Origin of the sequence: Desulfovulcanus ferrireducens (genome assembly GCF_018704065.1) — a bacterium.
Taxonomy (GTDB): Bacteria; Desulfobacterota; Desulfovibrionia; order Desulfovibrionales; family Desulfonatronovibrionaceae; genus Desulfovulcanus; species Desulfovulcanus ferrireducens.
This window is the reverse complement of the sequence record NZ_JAGUQP010000020.1, coordinates 22,884-41,784: the sequence shown is the minus strand read 5'-3', so window position 1 is coordinate 41,784 and position 18,901 is coordinate 22,884. Positions and strand designations below refer to the sequence as shown.

Here is an 18,901-nt window from a genome sequence, read left to right as displayed (position 1 = left end):
ATAGCTCTTTGACGGAAATTACCCCCTGCTCTTTCAGCCCGCCATAGGCAGAATCATTCTGGTCTTGTGCTGGGCTCTTAAGTGCGAGGATTTAAGCTTCGTGGCAAGCTTCAAGGTTCAGGTTGCCTTAGCCAAACTTGCAAACAATCTGGGTAGTAACCTTCCCTTTTTACCCCAAAAACGTATGGATCGAAAAGGAAACTTCTGCAAACTCGTTAGGACACGATTGATATGAACATTCTCATGAAATATGCTCTGAGCTGGATTGGGCTGGTCGTTCTCGCTATCATTAACGGAGTCATCAGAGAAAAAGGGTATGGGCAATTTATGAACGAGTTGTCCGCCCATCAATTGTCTACATTAATTGGGATCGCTCTGTTAGGATTCTTCATCTGGATTCTCACAGGAATTTGGCGAATTGAATCAGCAAAGCAGGCTTATTTAATAGGTGCTATTTGGCTGATCCTAACTATTACTTTTGAGTTCCTTTTTGGTCATTATGTGATGAGTCATCCCTGGAGTAAACTCCTTCACGACTATAATATTTTCAAGGGCAGGGTTTGGATATTTGTTTTAATATGGACGGCTATTGCGCCATATCTATTCTATAAAATTCGGTCCTAATCGCGTAAAGACGGATTTTCTTCCGCCCCTCCCCACAACACCCTGACCTGCGAATCCTCCTTGGAGCTACACCGCGAGAAGATCATTATTATCACGATAAGCCTTCTCCGCATCAAAACCGCCCGTTTCAGACCCTTCTTCATCTATTCTGGAATTTATACCAATATTGGGCCTGAATTCTTCATCTTTCTCAATATCCCAACTCTGCCCTTGGCCAAATGGATTTTCAGGCCGCATGGTCTCAATTTATGTTTGCCCTGCTTGTATCCTGATACCATAGTTGCTTTTATATAAATTATAAGTTTTTTTAGTTCCTATCTTTCCTGTGTAGTGATTGTAGCTGCCTTTTATTGAATAGTTATCCCACACATTGTTGTTTGTGGCGGAACGGTAGTGTGATTGTCATAAGCCCCGCCTTTTCGATAATAACCGTTTACATAAACATCACCAGACAGTACGATTGCAGCTATGGAAAAAATAAAAGGTCCTGACTTAGCAGGGCCTTGGTTGCAATCTTATAGTGATGCTGCTCGTTTTGGTAAATAATAAAAAGAATAACTTTTTCCCTTGAAAAGGGCAACTTTCTCCTGATATAGATTTTTGCATCACCTCTATGGGAACTATTTAGGCAAATTGCACAGACAGTCCAATGATTGGCAGCTTTACCTTTAACATCTTCAATAACAGCACACAATGCAATATGACTTGCAAATATGCAGGGCGCATTCAGTTACCTTGCTATTAACTTAGTTATATCTTTATCAAAAAAAAGAGCAAATTAAAGCGATAAAACATCTCAGAAATGTTATTTTACCCAATCACTTAATCACAACGATAGAGAGCCAAGAAGAAGTATAATGCATATTTTGCTTAATCAATTTTTTTCCATATTTCTATATATTCTTCCTGTTGTAATAGTTATTGCTTTCTTAAAATCGCCTTATTTTAAAGGCAAATTGGGAGAATTTCTAGTTAATATTTCTGCATATTTTGCACTTGATAAAAATCAGTATCATATCTTAAAAAATATAACCATCAATGATCACAATGCTACGACTCAAATTGACCATATAATCGTTTCCAATTATGGTATTTTTGTTATAGAAACTAAAAACATGAAAGGATGGATATTTGGTGGTCTAAACCAAAAAATATGGACACAAAAAATATATAAACATACAAATAAATTTCAAAATCCATTACATCAAAATTACAAGCATATCAAAGTCCTTGAAAGGTTATTAAATCTTCCTGAACATTATTTTCATTCTATTGTTGTTTTCGTTGGCGATAGCGAATTTAAAACACAAATGCCTGAAAATGTTATTTATGGATGGAACTATATTAACTATATAAAATCTAAAAAATATATATTGTTATCTGATGAAGAAGTCCTAAATATTATTAGCACTATTAAAAAATTTCAATTAAAACCTTCCATAATAACAGATATACAACATGTAAACAATTTAAAAAAAGCATATTCTACCAACTCAACTACTTGTCCTAAATGTGGCGATCAACTGGTTAGACGTATTGCAAAAACAGGCCGGTTTAAAGGTAAAGAATTTATAGGATGCACCAATTATCCAAAATGCAAGTTTATTCGTAATATAGACAACGAATTGAGTAATTAATATGGCCGACAATGATTGTTCTAATAAAATGATTTTCTTTAATTTTCAAAAGTTAAAAATTTAGCCAGATTAACCGTATAGCAAATTATCATCGCTTGTTACACAAATTAAAAAAAATTCGAACATTGAACTAACTACAAGGTATATATTTTTAAAATAGTTCTATTGATGGACCGTCGTCTTCATCAAGTGAATAGCTTTCACCTGTGGCATAAGCGTGGGTCTTACGTTCAGCAGCCATCTTGTATTTTTTCTTGAGTTGATCTGCCGAGGGCATGGGCAGGGCAGCAATTTCTGAGGGTTCCTGAGTGCCAATGGCTTCTGTCAGGTTGTTAAAATAATCGTTTACCTCATTTAACAGCTGCTGGATATTTTCTGTTTTTTGCCTGATGATGTCCTGGAACTGGATGCTACTTAAGGCTTCCATGATCATATCCGCAGCCAGGGAAGTTTGTTCTTGCATCTTTCCCATTGTCTGAGAGCAGATGCTGTTGGTTTTTTCGTTGACTTCAAAAAGCTGGTTAAGCTGATTTTTGATGGTCTCAAATGCTTTTTCCCACTGCTGTTTTGTTGCTTCAGCCATAATATTTTTTAAACGTTTTTCTATGCTTTCTATAAGGCCCATAATCATTTTGTTCATTTTCTCTGCTGTTGCATGAGACTGACTGGAGAGCTTGTGCACTTCATCAGCCACCACTGCAAAACCTCTGCCTGCCTCACCAGCGCGAGCCGCCTCTATTGCGGCGTTTAAGGAAAGCAGTTTTGTCTGGTCAGCAATATGTTTAACTTCATCAATTAATTTTTCTAAATTCTTGACTTCGGAGAATACAGATTGAACATTGGCTATATTGTCGGTAATAGTCTGCATTTGGTCATAAACATGACTGGTAAGAGAACTTATCAAATCATTCCAAGTTGTTGCTCCTTTGTCAGATACCTGGGCAACGATTTGATTTATTTGTTCAATGCCATCACGAGCGATGGTCAGAATAGTCTGGACTGCATTGTCAATGGAGTTTAATTGAGAGATAATTTCTTTGGCAGCTTCGTCAGTGTTATCTGTAATAGAAATTTGTTGCATGACAATAATCTTGTTAATGAGAGCTAGTTCGTTAACTATTTGTTTTATGATTTGTTCCATAGTGGCATATTGGTTGGTCAACGATGTGAGTTCCTGAGCATGGTTGGCATCAAGCTGATGTTTTAATACTACAATATGATTAACCCTATCAATAAAAATTTCTAAAATTGATGAAATCTCATATAAATTAGACAAAATATAGTTATACTCTATACTTTTTTCACTACCATTGCAGCAGCATTGCAATACTATCTGTTGATTGTCATTAAAATCATTACAGTTTAACGATTTGAGCGCTTTGTCTATAACAATATTTAAATTTTTTAGATTTTTTTGTATTAGCTGAAACGCTTTCTTTTCTTTTTCCTCTTTTTCATTATTATCTTCTTCATACTTCCTTTTTAATAGTGAAGCAATACAAAATATCAACAAGATAAATAATATAAAAAACCAGCAATAGTGCAGATTATATTTATTTTGGATGAATAAGGTTGCATATCCACTAAGATATGATAATACAGATGCAAAGCAGAAAAAAAGCCATTGCCAACAATTTTTCTTGTGCACAACAACTCTCCTCTTGCTCTTTGCCAGCTGTCTTTTGGGAAATGCCTGCAATGATCCTCAATGATCCTGGGAAATAATCAGGTCCTTAAGACTTATTAAGACAACACCTTTTTGATTACTGCCAATAAGTCCTGCGCCTTGACAGGTTTGACCAACCAGCCGGTTGCCCCTGCTTTTTGACTTCTATACGTTTGCTTTGCTGTGATTCGGTAGTGAGCATTAAAATGAGCAAAAATTTACCCCCTTATACCCTGTTATTTTGTGAATTTCTTTTATAAAGGTCATGCCATCCATAACAGGTACATTGATGTCTGTGATAATCAGGTCTGGTTTGCAACCAGAGTTGAGTTCGTCCAGGGCCTCCCCTGGCGTCTTTGCCCCTTTGCACATCGCAACCCGCCCTTTTAAAAAAGTTTTCCATGCTTATTAAAACAGATAGTTGAATAGTCAACTATTTTTTTCATCTTTACCTTTCCTGGTTGGTGTTTGTGTTGGTGAGGGCTTCAATGTCATCGGGCAGCAGATGATAATCCATCGCCCCAATTCTTTTGGGCGCAAAATATCTGTTTGGTTTTTCCAGCATTAAATACCTCCGCCAAACGCACATTGTTTCTTACTCCGCGCAAAATCCTTCTTTTACCAAACAATTTTATTATATCCTCAATGACCTGTTTGTGCATGCTGATGCGGCGGTCAAACATGACAGATATAAGACCTATGGATGATGTATCCATAACAACGTATTTCATAACCATATCAGTGCATGTGGTGTTACATACTATCAAGGATGGCGGCAGCTACGATTTCATCTCCAAAAATATCTCCCTATTCATCAAGCAGAAGGTTTATTAGTTGTGACTATGGTTGACGTCTTTTCGTACCTTTTTGAAATGAGCTTAAAGAATAGAGATGCGGCATGTTTGCCTATTTCAATGTAACCCTATCTTCCATGTTTATCACCTCTCTTCCCTCCTATCTCTACGATAGGAGGCTTCCTTATCATTGGTGGGTCAATTTACAATGAAAAATTTCAAACAAAAAAAAGAATACCTTGAAATAAAGTCTCAGAAAACCAACTCCTAGAATCACCCTGCCCGGCGCCGGCTAAGTTTGTGAACCGCTCATGCTCTCTCAAATATCGACTTCTCTGCTAACACCCCTTATTTTCAGAACAAATCTCTGCTCCTATAAACCATTTACCGAAAATATATTTTCTTTACCAAAAAAAATATTTCTATAATTAAAGTTCCGACTTTGAAGCAGTTTTTACTAAAAGGCTCAGAAAAATTGGCTACTACCTTGATGAGCCTGAAAAAAATCAAATTTACGACTCTGCAATTCTTTTTAGTTCGTTTAATTTATTGAAATAATTTAACTCCTAAACTTTAATTTCAACTAGCAATCAAAAAGCAAAAACATCTGCTCCTTCGAGGGCAGGATAAATTGATTTACTTAAAATCTTTGCAAAATGATAAAAATTTATTATACTATGTATCTCTCCCTGCCGTAACAACCTGAAATCTAAGAAAAAAATTATACAAGGGCAAAAATATCTACTTTAATCTTTAAACAAACGTCTAAACCAGAGGGAGGTAGAAGTGGTGAAAAAAATTCTAGTTACTCTAGGTTGCCTGGCCTTATTGATTTCCTTTTCAAGTTTAAGCTTTGCAAAGGATGTGATTAAACTAGGCTGTGCCATTTCATTTACCGGTAAGAAAAGCAGGTCAGGTAAACTCTATGTTGATGCCTACAATTTAGCAGTAGAAGAAATTAACAAAAAAGGCGGCATTGAGATTGGAGGAAAAAGATATAAATTAGAAATTATATATTATGATGACAAGAGCGAGGCCACGGAAAGCTCCAGACTGGTAGAAAAATTAATCAGTGAAGACAAAGTTGATTTTTTGCTTGGACCATACAGCAGCGGTATCACCATTCCTGACAGTCTTGTTGCCAGAAGATATAGGGTTCCTATGGTAGAAGGTGGCGGCGCTTCGGGTAAAATTTTTAGCAGAGGAAATAAATATATCTTTGGATTGCTTCCTGCTGCCGGAGAGTATTTTAAATCTACCCTGGAATTTTTAAAAACAGTCAACCCTGTACCAAAAACAATAGCTATTCTTTTTGCCGATGATAAATTTGATGTCAGTGTCGCAAAAGGTACAAAAAAGATCGCAGAAAAGATGGGCTATGAAGTAGTTATTTATGAAAAATATGCCGAAGGAACATCTGACTTCACCTCAGTGTTGACCAAAATAAAAGCCAAAAACCCCGATGTAGTGTTGGTTGCCGGACACACGGAAGAATCCCTGAACTTCACCCAGCAGGCAAAAGAACTGGACGTTAATCCTAAAATGATCAGTCTCACCGTTGGTCCCTCTGAAGCTGATTTCAGAAAGGCCCTGGGCAAAGATGCAAACTATATTTATGGAGTAGCCTCCTGGTCTACCCAGATGAATTTCAAAGGATATATTTTCAAAGATACAAAGGAGTTTATTAAAATATTTGAAAAAAAATTCGGATATGAACCTGACTATCACAACGCTGCCGGTATTGCTTGTGTAGCAGTCATAAAAAATGCCATTGAAAGAGCCGGGACTCTGGACAGAGAAAAAGTGAGGGAAATGATTGCCTCCACAAAACTGGATACCATCTACGGTCGTGTTGAATTTAATCCCAATGGCCAGATAAAAGGCACAAGTGTTGTGTTGCAAATATTGGACAACAGTGTCTACGAAGTCTATCCCCATGAATATAAAAAACCAGTATATCCCATTCCAAAGTGGAAAGAGAGATAAGACTAGCAAAATAATTGTCCGGTGGATGTTCATCCACCGGACAATTTCTTGAGTCTTTTCAAACTCAAAACCTAACTTACCTTAATTATTCATTATTCCCAAAAAACAGCAGGCGTCTCTTTACGTTTAGTCTATTCAAGATTCGAGACCCCTGCAGCAATATGGTTAAAACAGGCCAATTATTCTTTTAATTCTCATAGCAAAAAAGAATAATTGGCTTACTTAAAAAGCGCTCAAAGTCTCTTTCCAAAAATCTTGTATCACGATTGACGGTTCAAGTTTAAAGGGGAAAAAATATGCTTTTGCAGGTCATTATCAATGGGATACTAAAAGGTGGTTTATATGCTCTTATGGCCCTTGGGATGTCTCTTATCTGGGGGGTTATGGACATAATCAACATCGCACATGGTGCGTTTATTATGCTTGGGGCCTATACATCGTACTGGCTATTTGAACTGATGGGAATGGACCCTTTTGTCAGTCTAGTCTTCTCTATGGGCATTATGTTTTTCATAGGTTATGCAATCCAGAAAAACCTGATCAATCTTGTCATCAGAGCTGAAATTTTGACCACTCTGCTTTTGGCTTTCGGAATAGAAATTTTTATCATAAACGCCGCTCTGATTTTGTGGACTGCCGATGTAAGAAAGGTCAAGGTTGCCTATGCAGCGGCAAATTTTGAATTTATGGGAGCAACAATTCCATATGTAAGACTAGCTGCCTTTGCCCTGGCAATAATAATCAGTATCATCCTGTTTATTGTCTTGAACAAAACCCGGCTGGGGAGGGCTATCAGGGCTACATCCCAGGATATAGAAGCAGCAAAACTGGCCGGTGTTAAAGTGTCCAATATCTATGCCATAACCTATGCCATAGGCACGAGCCTGGCAGCAGCCGCAGGAACCTTGTGGGCCATCTTGTTTCCTGTCAATCCGATCATGGGAGGTCACCTTACTCTGAAATCCTTTGTCGTAACCATAGTCGGGGGACTGGGGACCATGCTGGGTCCGTTAATCGGCGGATTGACCCTGGGCGTTGTTGAGGCCATCGGGACTAACTGGTTCGGCTCAACCTATGAAAACCTGATCAGTTTCACCATACTTGTGCTGGTCCTTATCTTTATGCCCAAAGGAATATTAGGGGGGAAAGCTCAAAGATGAAAAAAAATATTTTAATTATAGCATTGATCCTGGTCGGTTTGACAATCCCTTTTACTGTAGGCAACTTTATCATCAGGTTTTGTACGGATATCATTCTTTTTGCTATAATGGCCAGTTCCTGGAACCTCATCGGGGGTTATACAGGCTACGGTTCATTCGGAAACGTAGTCTTTTTCGGAATAGGAGCGTATTTAACCGCCCTGCTTATGAACTTGTTAAATATAAATTTCTTTCTCGCCCTTTTGTTAAGCGGTCTGGGATGCGCCTTGTTTGCTCTTTTAATGGGATTGCCTGTCCTTAGGCTTAAAGGACATTATTTTGCTATCGCCACTTTGGGTGTTGCCGAAGCAATGAAGGCACTGGTCCAGAACCTGGAAATCACAGAGGGCAATTCCGGACTATATCTGCCCATGCCTGATTTCACGGTTGATGTTACATACAAATTTTTCTACTTTGTATCCTTTGGGGTATTAGCAGTATTACTTATTGTTACTTTCCTCATTTTGAAAAACAAACTAGGGTACGGACTTATCGCCATAAGAGAAGACGAGGACGCGGCCGCCTCAGCCGGCATAAACACAACCCTCTTCAAAACCATTGCTTTTTGCCTGAGCGGTTTCTTTACCGGACTGGCCGGAAGCATATATGCTTATCAGCAAGGCTTTATTAAACCGGAACCGGTTTTTAATGTCGGGGTAACAGTAAAGATGATTGTTATGGCTGTTTTCGGAGGTATTGGCAGCCTTTTCGGCCCCCTAATCGGTGCAATTTCCATCGAATTAATCTCCGAGTTCTTATCCAATCACTTTCTTATCGCGCATACACTATTTTTCGGGACAATAATCATTATTGCCATCCTGTTCGCCCCCAAGGGAATATACGATATTATAAGCGGAAAAAGAAAAATAGGCATGGCCTATTTCATGGAGAATATAAGGCAACATAGAGTGTGAGTGTGTGGATGGGTGAATGGACTGATGAGTGAATGGGCTGATGGGTTGATGGGGGAAATAGGGAAAATAGAGAATTAAAGGGATTTTATCATGGAAAAAAAAGAACCTATTTTAAAGGGAGAAAAACTAACAAAAGACTTCGGTGGCCTTAGAGCCAACAACAAGGTCGACTTTGAGCTTTATAAAGGAGAAATTTTGGGTCTGATCGGACCCAATGGCAGTGGCAAAACTACCCTGGTAAACATGATATCCGGTAATATTTCCATAACCAGTGGCGATGTCTTCTTCAAAGGCCAGTCTATAAAGGGACTCAAGCCCCACCAGATCGGCAGGTTGGGAGTCGCCAGGACTTACCAGATTGTCAAACCCTTTCCAGGGATGACAGTTTTGGAAAATGTGGCTGTCGGCGCCATGTTCGGCAGCAAAGGTAAACAGCGTAACACAAAGCAAGCCCTGGAAATAGCCTCTGATGTGGTGGATTTCGTTGGTCTGGGGAAATATAAAAGCGTAAAGGCCGACAGCCTGAATGTGGCTTCGAGAAAAAGGCTGGAAGTGGCTAAAGCCCTGGCCATGGGACCAGAGGTAATCCTTTTTGATGAAGTTATGGCCGGCTTAAACCCCGGCGAAACAGACCAGGCTATCGAGCTGATGCTAAAAATCCGCGAAAAGGGCATAACGCTTTTTGTCATTGAGCATGTAATGCGTGTGATCAAGGCCATATGCGATCGGATCTTTGTCCTGCACCATGGGGAAAAGATATCCGAAGGTACTCCGGAAAAGGTATTGAACGACGAGAAAGTGATTAAGGCCTACCTTGGGAAAAGGTATAAACAATTGGCAGCGTAATAAAGGAGATAAAATGGCCCTGATAGAAGTAAAAGACTTAGACGTCTCTTACGGAGATGTTCAGGTTTTGTGGGATATTAATCTGAAAATAGAAAAGGGTTCCATTGTTGCTCTTGTCGGTTCCAACGGTGCCGGGAAAACAACCTTTTTGAAGACATTGTCCGGATTATTGAGTTATCAAAAAGGAGATATCATTTACAATGGAGAGTCATTAAAAGGACTGCCTTCCGATGAAATTGTAAAAAGGGGAATCATCCATGTGCCCGAAGGAAGAAGGCTGTTTCCTGAAATGACAGTGGAAGAAAATCTTCTGATGGGTGCATATCACCGCAAAAAAGATCCTGAAATTCCCAAAGACCTGGAACATGTCTATACTCTATTCCCCAGACTAAAGGAAAGGAGAAAACAAAAGGCCGGCTCCCTTTCCGGCGGGGAACAGCAAATGGTGGCCATGGCCAGAGGCCTGATGGGTCGGCCAACTGTTTTTTTGGTGGACGAAATGTCTTTAGGTCTTGCACCATTAATAGTGGATAACCTGATCGAAATAGTTCACAGTATAAACAAAGAGGGTAATACTGTTCTTCTGGTAGAACAGGATGTGCAATTAGCCCTTGAAAATTCCCACTATGCTTATGTCCTGGATACGGGAAGGATCGCCATGGAGGGCAAATCAGAAGCCCTGTTAACAAACCCTGAAATCAAAAAAATATATCTTGGGATGTAAACTTAATTATAAGATTTGTAATTCGTGACTAAAAGCCAAAGTTCTTCTATCCATTCTCTGGCTCGTAATGCCAGCCTGGTGGCCGGGGCTACCCTCATAAGCCGGATACTTGGTCTCGGCCGGGATCTAATCATTGCATTTGCCTTGGGCGCAGGCCCTTTTGCGGATGCCTTTTTTGTAGCTTTTCGACTGCCTAATTTGTTGCGCCGCCTGTTTGCAGAAGGCTCTCTGACCATGGCCTTTGTCCCGGTCTTTACCCGCACCAAAAACGAACAAGGCTTGGGCCAGGCATTTTTACTGGCCCGCTCTGTTCAAGTCTGGCTGTTAATAATCCTGGGAATAATTGTTTGCTTAAGTATATTCTTAGCCAACCCCATAACCTCAATTATTGCCCCGGGATTCAAAAAAAATCCCGAGGTGTTTGCCTTGACTGTGAGGCTTGTGCGCATCTGTTTTCCCTATATTATTTTTATTTCTTCTGTTGCCCTATGCATGGGTATATTAAATTCCATGAATCACTTCCTGGCCCCGTCACTGGCCCCCTCAATCCTGAACATTGTTCTCATCTCCTTTGCCCTGCTGGCCTACTTCTTACATCTAAGCAGCGACAGCGTCCCTTTATTTCTATCTATCGGGGTACTGGTAGCAGGCCTTGGTCAATGGCTCCTGCAGCAGCCTTTCCTCCGAACCATTGGTTTTAAATGGAAGGGTCCATTTGACTTGCGAAATAAAGGCGTAAAAAAAATAGGCCACTTAATGCTGCCTACCATTGTGGGGGCTGCTGTCTATCAATTAAATATAGTTTTTAGCACTATACTGGCCTCTTTTTTACCTCTGGGATCCATCTCCTATCTTTATTATGCCGACCGCCTGGTCCAGTTTCCACTGGGGGTCTTTGGAGTAGCCGTAAGCACTGCAGCACTGCCTTCTTTATCCGAACTGGCCACTAAACAAAACATGGATGCTTTTAAAAATACCTTAAACTCATCCTTGAGCTTAACTCTGTTTATCAGTCTGCCAGCCACTGCTGGTCTTATTGGGCTAAGTTATCCACTAGTCAAAGTTCTCTTTGGCCATGGCGCGTTTTCATCGCATGCAGTCCAGGCCACTGCCAACGCTCTGGTTGGATATTGCATTGGTCTTCCGGCCTTTTCCTGTGTTAGGTCTATAATTTCAGCTTTTTACTCTTTAGAAGATACAAAAACTCCAGTTAAAATTGCTTTTATATGTATGCTTATCAATATAACTCTAGGCTACTTTCTGATGCAAAAACTAGTTCATGTTGGGCTGGCTTTAGCTGTAAGCATCTCCTCCTGGGTCAATGTTCTGCTCCTGGGTTTTTATTTACGCAAAAAAATCGGTCCCTGGTTTACAGGGGCTGGTGAAATCTTAAAAATGATTCTTTTAAGTTTTGCGCTTCTTGCCGGCGTAACAGCCCTGGCCAGTTTTCAATGGATAGCACTTTTGTCTATCCCACTCTGGGCCTTGGGTTATTTTTATTCCAGTTTGCTGTTAAAAATTTCCCCCGGCCAAATTTTATGGCGAGCTTTAATCCGTAATCCATGATTCCCGGGACAATATGTGCTGGTTTACTTCCTCAATTGATATTGGTATCGAACAAACATCCTGTGAGTGTTCCTCAACCCTTAAGCCAGAGATATGTGTGGCTAAAAAGCAGGACCGCGCTCACTAGCAGCGCTCCTACTTAAAATTTAACAAGGAGAGTTATTGTCAAATGCCCCAATTTATACCTTTAAACTTTTATTCTTATTCTTGGTCCAATCCAGCCTTAAAACCTGAGCAGGTTATAGCTCCCCCTTATGATGTCCTATCTGCTCCTGCTCGCCAGAACCTGGCCAAACAAAGCCCGTATAATGCCGTGCATATAGACTTACCAGAAAGTTATGATCAAGCCGCGAACATCTTAACCGCCTGGAAAGCTGAAAGAATTATCTCTAAAACCAATGATCCCCACTTCTATATTCTGGCCACTGATTATACTGTAGACGGTAAAACACATACCAGGTGGGGGATACTGGGAGGTCTGAGATTAACCCCTTTTGGGCAAGGGCAGGTCTTCCCTCATGAACAGACCTATCCTAAAGCCAAGGCTGACCGGTTAAAACTAATGAGGGCTACCGGGGGCCAGTTAAGCCCTATTTTTGGAATTTATGATGATCCGGAGCTTACCCTTACCAAAATAGGCAGTGAACTTCAAAATAGTGTTCCCATAGTTGACTTTGTTCAGGAGGAAAATATCCGCCACCGGCTTTGGCTCGTCCCGAAAAAAGAAAATGAAAAAATTGCCAGTTTGCTCGAGAACCAGAAAATTTATATTGCCGACGGTCATCATCGATACGAAACAGCCTTGAAATTTCAGCAGGAACAAGGTCCTGGCACCATAGAAGACCCTAAACCTTGGGATTATGTATTTACCTACTTGAGCAATATCTCCTCACCTGGTTTGGAGATTTTCCCGTACCATCGCATGCTGTCCTGGGAAAAGATGTATTCTTGGCAGGAAATCTTAAAAATAGCCGAGAAAAATTATTCTATCCAAAAAGTTGACCATCAGGACAGCTTAGACAACATCACAAATCCTGCCGGTTGTATCCTTTACATTCCTGGAAGCTACTACCTCCTGCAACCAAAAGGCGAGTCAAAAAACACCTTTGATCAGATCGGAGCCCATGTTTTAGATAAATATTTTTTGCGTCAAACCCTGGGGCTCACTGAGCAGGAACTCTCTTCGGGAAGTTTCTTGAGCTATACTCCCTTTGCCTCCGAAGCCATAACCAAGGTTGACCAGGGAAATATCCAGGCCGCCTTTTTATTGAAACCTGTGTCCATGTCTATTTTACAGACTGTTTGTCAGTCCGGTCAGGTTATGCCCAGAAAATCCACCTATTTTTACCCTAAACTGCCAACCGGACTGCTTTTTTATCTCTGGCATTAAAAAAGCGAAAGGCTATGGGCTAAAGGCGAAAGACAACCTTGAACATTAAACATTGAACCTTGAACCTTGACCCTTGAACTTTGAACATTAAACACTTCCCCCGCGGCCTCAAGCAACCTGAGAAGGGTTTTCGCTTTTCTGTTGACGCCTTGCTTCTATCCACCTTTATTCGTCCCGGAGAGGGTTGGAAAATTCTGGACTTGGGGTGTGGCTGCGGAATTATTGGACTGGGCATAATACTAGCCAATCCCGATCTAAATCTGAAGGTAACAGGTGTGGACTGTGATCCACAAATGATCTCTTGCGCCGAGGAAAACGCTAAAAACTTGGGCGTTAAAGACAGGTACCAGACCCTTCTCCTGGATATTAAACAGATCAACCGCAGTTCGGTTGAGGCGGAAAGCTTTGACCTGGTCTTGATGAACCCGCCTTATCGCCCCCATGGCCAGGGCAGAATATCCCCATATAAAGAAAAAAACATTGCCCGCTTTGAGACCTCAGCCACGCTGAATACTTTTGTCCAAGCAGCCAGGTTTGCAGTTAAAAACAAAAAAATGGTCGGGATTATCTATTTGGCAGAAAGGCTGGCTGAAGTGATGACGGAACTAAAAGCAAACAGGTTAACTCCAAAAAAAATGCGTCCCGTATATGGTCGCATGAATAAGCCGGCCAAACTTTTTCTTCTACAAGCCGTAAAAAATGGTGGTCCCGGTCTTTGTCTTGAACCACCCCTTATCCTGTATAAGGATGGACCTGCCAATATATTAACTGACCAGGCTAGAGAATTTTGTCAATTTTTATAAAAGCCTGTGGCCAAACCTTACTCAGCGGACAATTTTTCATAATTTTTTTTCAATCCTGCAAGCTGGTGCAAATGCCTGGACCCATCTATAGCTTGCTTGCGGGCAGAGCATAATGGTACATTTGGGATAAATGAACAGTCTTTTTATTGTCGATAGTTATGGCAAATAGTCCCAGATATTTAGCTTTGTCACCCCGATGCTCTGCTTATCCGCAAGCTTCGCTAAGATGGTTTACCCAGCCCTTTGCAAGGCTTTCAAGAAACCAGGATTTCTAATCGGTAGTCAAAATAGGGTTGAGCCACAGACTCTATAAATCAATAATATTGAGTCATAGATTATCATCCAAATGGGTGAGATTGCCACGGGCGGCTTCGCTGCCCTCGCAATGACAGGGGCGAAATTTGTCATTGCGAGCGAAAAAAAGTGAAGCGAAACAATCTCAAGGTTTGAACTGCAAAAAAATCGCTCAATTCAGGTACAAGTTCGAAGCTAAACAATCTTGCCTTGCAAAGTTTCTACCATGGCCTGAAAAATATTTTGTACATCAAAAGGCTTTTTAAAGACTTTCACAACATTTAAATCCTGAACCCAAAAGGGTATATCTTCCGAAAATTCAGCTAACCAGATACAGGGGACACTTTTTAACTCTTTTAAAAGATTTATTATCTTTGGCTCATAGCGTTGCAGACAAGCTATATAGAGATTAATGTCCTTATTTTTTTCGGTCATTAAATTAATTCCTAAATATCCTTGCTCCTTCAGAAGATATTCCAATGTCTCTCGCATATAGGAGTCTGGGCAAATTAGGCCAATGGGAATAAGACCACTTTTATCCTCGCCCTCTGATATTTTGCTCATCACATCTTTCAGTTTGGCCTCAATTGCAGCGAGGCGTCTTTTTAAGTCATTAACTTCAGCTAATCTAACTGAATCAAGGTTCGACAAATCATGCACTAAAAGTTCAATCTTTTTTACTGAGTCTTGAATGGATAAACTTTCTGATTTACAGCCCGACGCAATGCTTTGGTCCTGTTCACACAAATAATTTATAACAGACTTTTCCCAAAACTCCTCTGGCTTTGTTTGAAATAATCTGGAACGAGGTCTCTGAGCAAGCCGTCTGGCAATGGCCAAAATACTTTGTGAGCTCTCCCCTGTCTTATCTAATTCCAGAATAGGACGACCTTCATTTATGGCCTGGGCAAAAATTTGATCCTCACTTACTTCTCCTAAAAACAACAGGGGAATATTTAAAAATTTTTTACTGGTATTATTTAACTTTTCAAAAATAGTTAAAACGTTAATATCTGGCCTTACCCGATTAAAGAGCAGAAGAGGTGGAAATTGCAAACCCTTACTTTTCAATACCTTAGTCAAAGCATAAGCATCAGTAATAGAAGTTGGTTCAGGGGTTATAACAACAACTATTTCCTTGGAAGCAAGACAAAAAGATATAACCTGGCTATTAATTCCCGGTGAATTATCTAAAATTATAAAATCATAGTCCTGTAGAGATTTAAACTGCTCAACCAGATAGATGCGTTTTTCTCTGGACAAATCAGCCAAAGCCGCCACCCCTGAGCCCCCTGAAATAACATCCAAACGTGGATGTACGCTGTTTAAAGCCTTGGACAAGGGTAAATTATTAAGGATTACATCTTCCAAAGTAAATCGTGGTGTTATCTTAAGCAAAACATCCACGTTGGCCAGGCCAAGGTCAGCATCCAAAAGACATACCTTGTGACCCAAGTGAGCTAAAGCCCAAGAGAGATTGAGGGCCAACGAGGTTTTCCCCACCCCTCCTTTTCCGCTGGCGATGGAAATAATCCTGGTTTTAGAATCTGCCATTACTCTCCGGTTAGAGACTTATGAATCTCCTCTAAAAGTGTTTTGATATGAAAAGGTTTTCGTATACATTTACAGGAACCATGAGCAAGCGCCTCTTCCATCTCTTCATGAGTAGCCATACCTGTTATGACTATAACTGGTAAAGACTTGTCTCGCTTTTTTATTTCCCGCAGCAACGACAACCCGTCCCGCAAAGGCATCCTTATATCTAAAAGAAGGAGATCATACTTCTCTGTCAACAATTTTTCTAAACCTTCCTGGCCGTTGTCGGCTGTATCCACAAGCATATTCTCGCCCTCTAAAGTCTCCTTGAGGATGTCTCGAATATGCTCCTCGTCATCGACAACCAAAACTTTAGGTTTGACTCCTCCAACAGCCTTTAATTTTGCATCCAAAATATCCTGATCGACAGGTCTCAAACTCTCAATATTGACCGGTAATTCGATGGTAATTGTAGTCCCTTTACCCACTTCACTATCAATTCTTATAGTTCCAAAATGATTGTTGATAATTCCAAATGAAGTAGACAACCCAAGCCCTGTCCCTTTTCCCTCCTCCTTGGTCGTAAAAAAAGGATCGAAAATTTTATTTAAGTTTTCTTTAGGAATTCCTTCTCCTTGGTCTATGATTTTAATGATTACATTTTGCCCGTCTTCTGAATGTTCGGTAACCAGAGTCAAGTTACCCCCAGATTTCTCCATAGCATGCTGTGCATTGATACATAAATTCAAAAAAACCTGCTCCAACTGGGCAGGATCAGCTTTGATTACTGGCAAATTCTTATCATAATTCTTAATAATAGATATATTATGCTTTTTTAGCCCATTACTAACGAATTCTAAAACTTTATCCAAAATCTCATGCAGATTTACATCTGTCAACTTAGGCGGACTTGGGCGAGCAAAATCCATTAAGCTGGACAAAATACGGCTTATTCTCTCAATTTGTTCTGTTATAAGAGCCAACTCTTTCTTTTTCTTGGCGTCAGTTTCTTTAAACTGTAAAAGTTGAGCCCTGGCAGAAATTATTGCCAGAGGGTTGTTGATCTCATGGGCTGCTCCAGCTGCCAATTGACCAACTGCAGCCAATCGCTCAGTTTGCAGTAATTGTAAGTTTATCTGTTGATTCCGCCACAAGGCCTGACTTAATTCTTCAGAGCGCTTTTCCAGCTTTTCATAGATAAAAATCCTTTCCAAAGTTGAAGCAATGAGATTAGAGACTTGATTAAAGATTAACTTTTCGCGCGAATAGAGTTCATTCAGGCCCTTTTTAAAAACTAAACATAGTTCTCCAATCAAACTTTTTTTAGTGCAAAAATTGAATATATGAAACGGAGGAGAGAAATCATAGCTAACTTTTGAGACATCACTACCGGAGCGGGCTTTATACATACAAATGGCTCTTTTTAACTCCTCGGGTATGCTCTGGTCATCATGTTCCCAGACCGGTATCCCTTCTTTATCTAAAAAACAGAGTAAATTTCTTGTACGATGCGAATCTAACCATATCTGTCCTTCTAACTCCCTGGTATCCAAATCGATTATATAAATTATCCCTACCTGAATATCCGGAACACATTGAAAAGCCTTAACCACTCCCTGAAACAACTCCTGCAACGTCAGGACAGAAGTCAGATTGAGACTCAGATTGTGGGCAAGTTGAAGGATTTTATTGGTCCGGGCAAGCTGAACATTTTTATGTTCCACCTCCAAGGCCATTTCTGACAATTTTTTATTGGCACGTTGGATAATTTCATGAAAAATTTTGTAAAAATCACTATCTAAAGAAAAAAGACCTGCCTTTTCAGAATAAGTCTTGGCCCCTTCTAATTTAATTTGTTCAATTTCCTGGTCATTTAAACGTAAAATTTTCTTTAACTTATCAAGACAAATCGCAGTATCCCGACTTAGAGATTGATCACAAAAAATCTCATGGGCCAGGATATCAGCCATAATTACAATATAAATGAGCTCCTTTCCTGCCTCCAGGCATTGGATAGAATCTATTGGCTGATGATGAAACCATATACAATCAATGAATTCTTCAGGAAGTTTCCAATTCTTGGCCAAAATCTTTCCTACCAAAGAATGGTTGGTTCCCAAGAGCTTTTGTTCGGCTTCAAACTGGGATATCTTAAGTTTATCTTGACTCTCTTTTATCTGCTCATATTTCTCCGGAAAGACATCCATAATGACTGACTTACCCATGTCGTGAAGTAGTCCAGCCACAAAGGAGGTGTTTTTCAACTCAGGATACGTTTTTTGTGCAATTTCCTGGGCCAAAATGGCACATAACAAATTATGCGCCCATAATTCTTTATAATTTTTAGAAACAATCTTATCATCTCCAACTAAATATTCCTTGATCATTACTCCTAACAGGGCACTGCGCAAGGCATTCAAGCCAATCAGATTAATTGCCTGTTGAACTGAAATCACCTTTTTTTGACTCAATCCCATGGAAGCCTTATTGACTAGCTTCAAGATTTTGGCGGTTAAAACAGCATCTGTTTCAACAACCTGTCCAAGCTTTTTAAGGTCAACATCATCTTGAAGAGAGAGTTTCAAAGCCTGGATTGCTACAGCCGGAACAACAGGCAGATCGTCAATTCGTTTGACGATCTGCCTCAAATTGGCATTTTGGACAGCCTTATTTTCTAACTTTCTGCCCAAATTACTATTCATAAATATCTCCTCCAAAGACAAAAATCTAACGGCCAAATTTTTCTAATTATGCTTTACCCCTCAAAGTAAATCCTACATTCAAAGGTAGCCAACATTATAGATTTTTGATGCATTTATCCAGGATTATTCATCGTTTATTACATTCTGCTTGCAACGAGAATTGATGTTTTTCTTGATTAAGCTGAAGCAGAGAGACAGAAAACTACTCCGTGGCTTTGAA

General features: G+C 40.0%; 16 protein-coding genes and 1 pseudogene. 10 read left to right on the top strand and 7 right to left on the bottom strand.

The annotated features are described in order from the left end of the window. The first annotated feature begins 231 nt into the window (after positions 1–231). Entirely contained in the window at positions 232–624 is a 393-nt protein-coding gene (locus KFV02_RS08175) for a hypothetical protein (protein ID WP_252381058.1), read from the top strand. A 66-nt stretch (positions 625–690) separates the two neighbouring features. Here KFV02_RS08175 and KFV02_RS08170 read toward each other — a convergent pair whose 3' ends face one another. After that, positions 691–861 carry a hypothetical protein gene (locus KFV02_RS08170; protein ID WP_252381057.1) on the bottom strand — a complete coding sequence of 57 codons (171 nt, stop codon included), beginning with the start codon at positions 859–861 and terminating at the stop codon, positions 691–693. 620 nt (positions 862–1,481) lie between these two features. Between KFV02_RS08170 and KFV02_RS08165 the strand changes: the two genes are divergently transcribed. After that, a complete protein-coding gene (locus KFV02_RS08165) occupies positions 1,482–2,261 on the top strand; it encodes an NERD domain-containing protein (RefSeq protein WP_252381056.1) in 780 nt (259 codons plus the stop codon). A gap of 151 nt (positions 2,262–2,412) precedes the next feature. On the opposite strand, the gene KFV02_RS11520 is transcribed toward KFV02_RS08165, so the two are convergent. The 4 genes and pseudogenes from KFV02_RS11520 to KFV02_RS11515 form a co-directional block, all read right to left on the bottom strand. Continuing rightward, positions 2,413–3,909 carry a methyl-accepting chemotaxis protein gene (locus KFV02_RS11520; RefSeq protein WP_252381055.1) on the bottom strand — a complete coding sequence of 499 codons (1,497 nt, stop codon included), beginning with the start codon at positions 3,907–3,909 and terminating at the stop codon, positions 2,413–2,415. Between the two features lie 219 nt (positions 3,910–4,128). Further along, a pseudogene (locus KFV02_RS08155) lies at positions 4,129–4,314 on the bottom strand (hypothetical protein); the annotation flags it as partial. 104 nt (positions 4,315–4,418) lie between these two features. Continuing rightward, positions 4,419–4,658 (bottom strand): hypothetical protein, encoded by a 240-nt coding sequence (locus tag KFV02_RS08150; protein ID WP_252381053.1) that lies wholly within the window; start codon positions 4,656–4,658, stop codon positions 4,419–4,421. An 83-nt stretch (positions 4,659–4,741) separates the two neighbouring features. Next, the gene (locus KFV02_RS11515; protein ID WP_353617323.1) at positions 4,742–4,837 is read right to left on the bottom strand and encodes an ATP-binding protein; all 96 of its coding nucleotides are present in this window, start codon (positions 4,835–4,837) and stop codon (positions 4,742–4,744) included. Between the two features lie 673 nt (positions 4,838–5,510). On the opposite strand from KFV02_RS11515, the gene KFV02_RS08140 reads away from it, so the two are divergent. The 8 genes from KFV02_RS08140 to KFV02_RS08105 all read left to right on the top strand — a co-directional run bounded on the left by KFV02_RS08140 (position 5,511) and on the right by KFV02_RS08105 (position 14,149). Further along, positions 5,511–6,707 carry an amino acid ABC transporter substrate-binding protein gene (locus KFV02_RS08140; protein WP_252381052.1) on the top strand — a complete coding sequence of 399 codons (1,197 nt, stop codon included), beginning with the start codon at positions 5,511–5,513 and terminating at the stop codon, positions 6,705–6,707. A gap of 296 nt (positions 6,708–7,003) precedes the next feature. Then, a complete protein-coding gene (locus tag KFV02_RS08135) occupies positions 7,004–7,867 on the top strand; it encodes a branched-chain amino acid ABC transporter permease (protein WP_252381051.1) in 864 nt (287 codons plus the stop codon). Beyond that, positions 7,864–8,820 (top strand): branched-chain amino acid ABC transporter permease, encoded by a 957-nt coding sequence (locus KFV02_RS08130; protein ID WP_252381050.1) that lies wholly within the window; start codon positions 7,864–7,866, stop codon positions 8,818–8,820. The genes KFV02_RS08135 and KFV02_RS08130 overlap by 4 nt, the downstream gene beginning before the upstream one ends. Before the next feature lie 90 nt (positions 8,821–8,910). After that, complete coding sequence (locus KFV02_RS08125) at positions 8,911–9,666, top strand: ABC transporter ATP-binding protein (protein WP_252381049.1); 756 nt, start codon at positions 8,911–8,913, stop codon at positions 9,664–9,666. A 13-nt stretch (positions 9,667–9,679) separates the two neighbouring features. Further along, the gene (locus KFV02_RS08120) at positions 9,680–10,390 is read left to right on the top strand and encodes an ABC transporter ATP-binding protein (RefSeq protein ID WP_252381048.1); all 711 of its coding nucleotides are present in this window, start codon (positions 9,680–9,682) and stop codon (positions 10,388–10,390) included. A gap of 24 nt (positions 10,391–10,414) precedes the next feature. Continuing rightward, on the top strand, positions 10,415–11,956 hold the full coding sequence (murJ, locus tag KFV02_RS08115) for a murein biosynthesis integral membrane protein MurJ (RefSeq protein ID WP_252381047.1): 1,542 nt from the start codon (positions 10,415–10,417) through the stop codon (positions 11,954–11,956). 169 nt (positions 11,957–12,125) lie between these two features. Next, a complete protein-coding gene (locus tag KFV02_RS08110; protein WP_252381046.1) occupies positions 12,126–13,346 on the top strand; it encodes a DUF1015 domain-containing protein in 1,221 nt (406 codons plus the stop codon). Between the two features lie 80 nt (positions 13,347–13,426). Then, positions 13,427–14,149 carry a tRNA1(Val) (adenine(37)-N6)-methyltransferase gene (locus tag KFV02_RS08105; protein ID WP_252381045.1) on the top strand — a complete coding sequence of 241 codons (723 nt, stop codon included), beginning with the start codon at positions 13,427–13,429 and terminating at the stop codon, positions 14,147–14,149. A gap of 489 nt (positions 14,150–14,638) precedes the next feature. Here the strand turns inward: KFV02_RS08105 and KFV02_RS08100 are convergent, their stop codons facing one another. After that, positions 14,639–15,997 carry a MinD/ParA family protein gene (locus KFV02_RS08100; RefSeq protein ID WP_252381044.1) on the bottom strand — a complete coding sequence of 453 codons (1,359 nt, stop codon included), beginning with the start codon at positions 15,995–15,997 and terminating at the stop codon, positions 14,639–14,641. Further along, positions 15,997–18,681, bottom strand: a complete 2,685-nt coding sequence (locus tag KFV02_RS08095; protein WP_252381043.1) for an HDOD domain-containing protein — start codon at positions 18,679–18,681, stop codon at positions 15,997–15,999. Before KFV02_RS08095 ends, KFV02_RS08100 begins: the two co-directional genes overlap by 1 nt. Positions 18,682–18,901 lie beyond the last annotated feature (220 nt).